The 4,428-nt window shown below is 66.7% G+C and carries 3 protein-coding genes and 1 pseudogene; 3 read left to right on the top strand and 1 reads right to left on the bottom strand.

Translation table 11 applies throughout. From position 1 onward, the window contains the following. Window positions 1-340, top strand: a pseudogene (locus E5W70_RS21510) (xanthine dehydrogenase family protein subunit M); the annotation flags it as partial. After that, window positions 337-2,658, top strand: coding sequence for a xanthine dehydrogenase family protein molybdopterin-binding subunit (locus tag E5W70_RS21505; RefSeq protein WP_292662055.1), 2,322 nt, complete (start codon window positions 337-339; stop codon window positions 2,656-2,658). The pseudogene E5W70_RS21510 and the gene E5W70_RS21505, both read left to right, overlap by 4 nt. Window positions 2,659-2,868: 210 nt before the next feature. Here E5W70_RS21505 and E5W70_RS21500 read toward each other — a convergent pair whose 3' ends face one another. After that, a complete protein-coding gene (locus E5W70_RS21500; RefSeq protein WP_292662054.1) occupies window positions 2,869-3,879 on the bottom strand; it encodes an NAD(P)-dependent alcohol dehydrogenase in 1,011 nt (336 codons plus the stop codon). 106 nt (window positions 3,880-3,985) lie between these two features. On the opposite strand from E5W70_RS21500, the gene E5W70_RS21495 reads away from it, so the two are divergent. Continuing rightward, the coding region (locus tag E5W70_RS21495) for a LysR family transcriptional regulator (protein ID WP_292662051.1) at window positions 3,986-4,428 on the top strand (443 nt) is incomplete at its 3' end.

Genomic DNA, 4,428 nt, shown 5'->3' with positions numbered 1-4,428 from the left:
CGTCTCGGCCGCCGCCTGCCGCTCGACGTATCTCAAGGTCCGCGACCGCCAGTCCTATGAATTCGCCGCGGCAAGTGCTGCGGTCGGCATTGAATTCGAAGCCGACGGAAGGACAATTCGCGATCTGCGCGTCGCGCTTGGCGGCGTCGCCACCAAGCCATGGCGCGCCCGTGTCGTCGAAGAGGCGCTGAAAGGCAAAGTGCTCGAGCCGGAGGTCGTCAGGCAAGCCAGCCTGCTCGCCGTCGAGGGCGCCGTCGAACATGGCGCCAACCACTACAAGATCGAACTGGCGCCGCGCGTCGTCGCCCGCGCCATCCTCAAAATGGGAGAAACGGCATGACCGTTCACGAGTTGAGAACAAGACCCGGCGATGCCAAACGCGGCGACGCTTCGGACGGTGCCGTCCTCGCCGATCAGGTCGGCGGCCGGCTGTCGCGCGTTGACGGCCTGGCCAAGATCACCGGTGCTGCCAAATACGCCGTCGAGCATCAGCTCGAGGGGCTCAGCCATGCGGTGCTGGTCGAGAGCACCATTGCCGCCGGCCGCGTGCGTTCGATCGACACGGCGGCGGCCGAAGCCGCGCCGGGCGTGCTGCTGGTGCTGACGCCCGACAATATGCTGCCGCTGAGAACCGCAACGGACTGGCTGGGCACGCCGCCTCCGGCCGTCGTCTATTGCCCGCTGGCGCGCGACATCACCTTCAGCGGCCAGCATCTCGCGGCGGTGGTGGCCGAGAGTTTCGAGCAGGCGGTCGCGGCCGCAGCACTGGTCAAGATCGCCTATGACGAGGCGCCGGCGATCGTCGACCTCAGCGATCCAAAGGCCGGCGACGGCATCCCCGTCGATGCGATGACCAAGGAATGGGGCGAGGCGGAGACAGCGTTCGCCTCGGCTCCGGTCAGGATCTGCAACGCCTACAACACGCCGCGCGAATACCAGGCGCCGATGGAGCCGCATGGCCTGATCGCGAAGTGGCAGGGCGACCAGCTGACGGTCTGGGAGCCGAGCCAATGGCTCGACGGCATGGCGCGGACCTATGCCGAATGGTTCGGCGTGCCGTTCGAGAATGTGCGCCTTGTCTCGCCCTATATTGGCGGCGGCTTCGGCTCCAAGGCGTTCGCCTACGGCTACGGCGCGGTGGCGGCGGCGGCCGCGAAAATGCTGGGACGGCCGGTGAAGCTGGCGGTCACCAGGCCGCAGACCTTCACCGCCTATGGTGGACGGGCAGCGACGCGCCAGACGGTGGCACTCGGCGCCAACGCAGAGGGTCAGATCCAGTCGATCGTGCATCGCGGCGTCAACGAGACCTCGGTCGACGGCATGTGGGTCGAGCCGCTCGGCTCGGTCACCTCGGTCATGTACGCGACGCCGAATTTCTCGTCGCGGCAGAACGTCGTGCGGGTCAACACGGTGGTGCCGGGGGCATTGCGCGCGCCGGGCGAGAACCCGAGCGCCTTCGGCATCGAAAGCGCGATCGACGAGCTCGCCTATGAGGTCGGTATCGATCCGCTGGAAATCCGTCTCAGGAACTATGCCGAGCAGGATCCGCATGCGAAGAAGCCGTGGTCGACACGGCAGCTGCGTGAGGCGTTCGCGGCCGGCGCCGAAGCCTTTGGCTGGTCGAAGCGGAACCCCCGGCCGCGTTCGATGCGCGACGGCAACCAGCTGATCGGCTGGGGCGTCGCCGCCGGCACCTACCCGGTGCGGCGCGCCTATGGCGAGGCGGTCGTGCGCATTCTCGCTGACGGCTCGGTCGAGGTCGAAAGCTCGTCGATCGACATGGGGCAGGGTACCTACACGATCCTGGCGCAGACCGCCGCCGAGGTGGTGGGCGTGCCGGCGGAAAACGTCGTCGTCAAGTTGGGCGATTCCCGCTATGCCCGCGCCGGTGTCACCGGCGGTTCGCGGCTGGCCGGGGTAATGACGGGCGCTGTCCACAAAGCGGCGAGTGTCGCGCTCGACCAGTTGGTCGGGCTCGCCATCAGCGATCCGGCTTCGCCGTTCCACGAACTGCAGGCCAACACGCTCGTCGTCGCCAATGGCCGCATCGCCTCGCCGCGCGGCAACGGGCCTGAAGTCTCCATCGCCGAACTGCTCAGGAGCGTCGGGCGCGAGCATATCGAGGCGAAGGGCGACACCATGCCGGCCAATTCGACGGTCGAGGACCGCTACAAGAACTACACCACCATAGCCATGGCGCTGCCGCACACCGAGGGCGACTATTCCCGCCACAGCTGGTGCGCGCATTTCATCGAAGTGCGCGTCGACGAGGACTTTGGCACGGTTCGTGTGTCGCGCGTGGTATCGGCGCTGGATTCGGGCCGGCTCTACAACCCCAAGCTCGCCGAAAGCCAGTGGAAGGGCGGCATCATCATGGGCATCGGCCAGGCGCTGCTGGAGGAAGGCCTCGTCGACCGCCGGCATGGGCGCATCGTCAACAACAACCTCGCCGACTATCTCATCGCCACCAATGCCGACATTCCAGACATCGACGTGATCTCGGTCGGTATTCCCGATCCGCATTCCTCGGTGCTCGGCGGCAAGGGGGTCGGCGAGCTGGGCATCGTCGGCGTGGCGCCGGCGATCGCCAACGCGGTATTCCACGCCACAGGGAAAAGGGTGCGGGACCTGCCGATCACGCTGGAGAAGCTGATTTAAAAGCAGACGGCGAAGCTGCCGATCTCCTCTCAAGACCTGGGTTCCTCGCCCACCGCGAAGCGGGGGAGAGATGGCCGCGAAGCGGCCGGAGAGGGGGCCTTCGTAGAGCGCGGTTCCCCTCTCCGTCTCGGCTTCGCCGAGCCACCTCTCCCCACTTTCGTGGGGCGAGGAACCCAAGCTGGAATGAAGCCGCGCTCTGCCTTTTCAGGCTCACCACGACAGGCTGAACGCGAGCTTGCCGAAATGCCGGCCGCCTGCCGCCATGTGGGCGTAGGCCTCGGTCGCCTGGTGCTGGCTGTAGATTGTGTCGATGACCGGATCGATACGGGCGGCGCCGATGGCGCGCGCCGCGTCGCGCAGGTCGGATACCGAACCGGTGTTGTTGCCCACCACCTTGAGTGCCTTGATGATGATCGGCAGCAGGTTTGTGGTGGCCTCAGCGCCGGTGACGAAGCCGATGGTGAACACCGTGCCGCCCGGCGCGGTGGCATTGATGGAGCGGGCGAAGGTGGCCGAGCCGCCGGCTTCGACGATCAGGTCGGCGCCGAGGCCGTCGGTCAGTTCGAGCACCTTGGCGTCCCAGTCCGGTGTTCCATGATAGTTGATGAGATGATCCGCACCCAAGGCCTTGGCGCGCGCCAGCTTTTCGTCAGACGACGAGGTGATGATGACCGTGGCGCCGGCTGCCTTGGCCAGCTGCAGGGTCAGGATCGAGACACCGCCGGTACCGAGCAGGACGACGACCGACCCCGGCCCGGCATCGGTGGCGCGAAGCGCATTCCATGCTGTGGTGCCGGCGATCGGCAGCGTCGCTGCCGCTTCGAAGGACAGATGCGCAGGCATCGGCACGACGGCATTGGCCGGCAGCGCCACATATTCGGCGAGCGAGCCGGGCAGCGTCAGGCCGCGCATCTCTCTGGTCTCGTAAGGCCGCGGACGGCCGCCGATCCAGCGTGGTTTTGCATGGGCGATGACGCGGTCGTTGATGGCGAGCCTCGACACGCCCTCGCCGATACCGACGATCTCGCCGGCGCCGTCGACGACGGGAATGAGCGGAAAGCTCGGACCTGGATAGTTGCCGCTCGCGATCGCGACATCGACAAAATTGAGGCTTGCGGCGCGCAGGCGGATCAGCACTTCGCCGCGCTGCGGTTCAGGCGTGGGAACGGTGGCCTCGCGAAACGCGTCCAGTCTCGGGGCAGTCAGTTCGATGGCTTTCATGTCTCACTCCGGTTGATGGGCCGATTGAGGGGCCGGGATTGAGTGAAACTAGCTGCTGCGCTATTGGTGTATAATCCTCGGCTTTTACATTTGAGCTCTGCGCCTGATGCAGCAATCGCACGAACCGGCAGCATTGGCCGAAATGGCCGCCTTCGCGGCAATCGCCGAAGCACGCTCCTTCACCAAGGCGGCGGCTCGCATCGGCCGCGACGCGACGATCCTGTCGCGGCGCCTTGCCTCGCTGGAAGAGCGGTTGGGCGTGCGCCTGCTGCACCGGACGACGCGAAGCGTGTCGCTGACCGAGGCGGGTTCGGAATTCCTCGCCCGCGTTCGTGCCATTCTGGCCGCCGTCGACGAGGCCGAGGCTACAGCGTCGGCGCATGCCGGCGGCGGACCGCGCGGCGTGCTGCGGCTGGCGCTGCCCGGCTCGTTCGGGCGCATGTGGATCGGCCCGCTGCTGCCGCAGTTTCTCGCCGAATTTCCCGATGTCCGTATCGAGGCCGAGTTCTCCAACCGCTTCGTCGATCTCGTCGCCGAGAATTTCGATGT

The organism is Mesorhizobium sp. (assembly GCF_005063415.1).
Lineage (GTDB): Bacteria > Pseudomonadota > Alphaproteobacteria > Rhizobiales > Rhizobiaceae > Mesorhizobium.
This window is presented reverse-complemented; position numbering and strand designations above follow the sequence as displayed.

What these genes read in the sequence shown, in the direction of transcription:
- E5W70_RS21500 (WP_292662054.1), bottom strand. Translation starts at nt 3,879, where the DNA reads ATGAAAGCCATCGAACTGACTGCCCCGAGACTGGACGCGTTTCGCGAG.
- E5W70_RS21505 (WP_292662055.1), top strand. Translation starts at nt 337, where the DNA reads ATGACCGTTCACGAGTTGAGAACAAGACCCGGCGATGCCAAACGCGGC.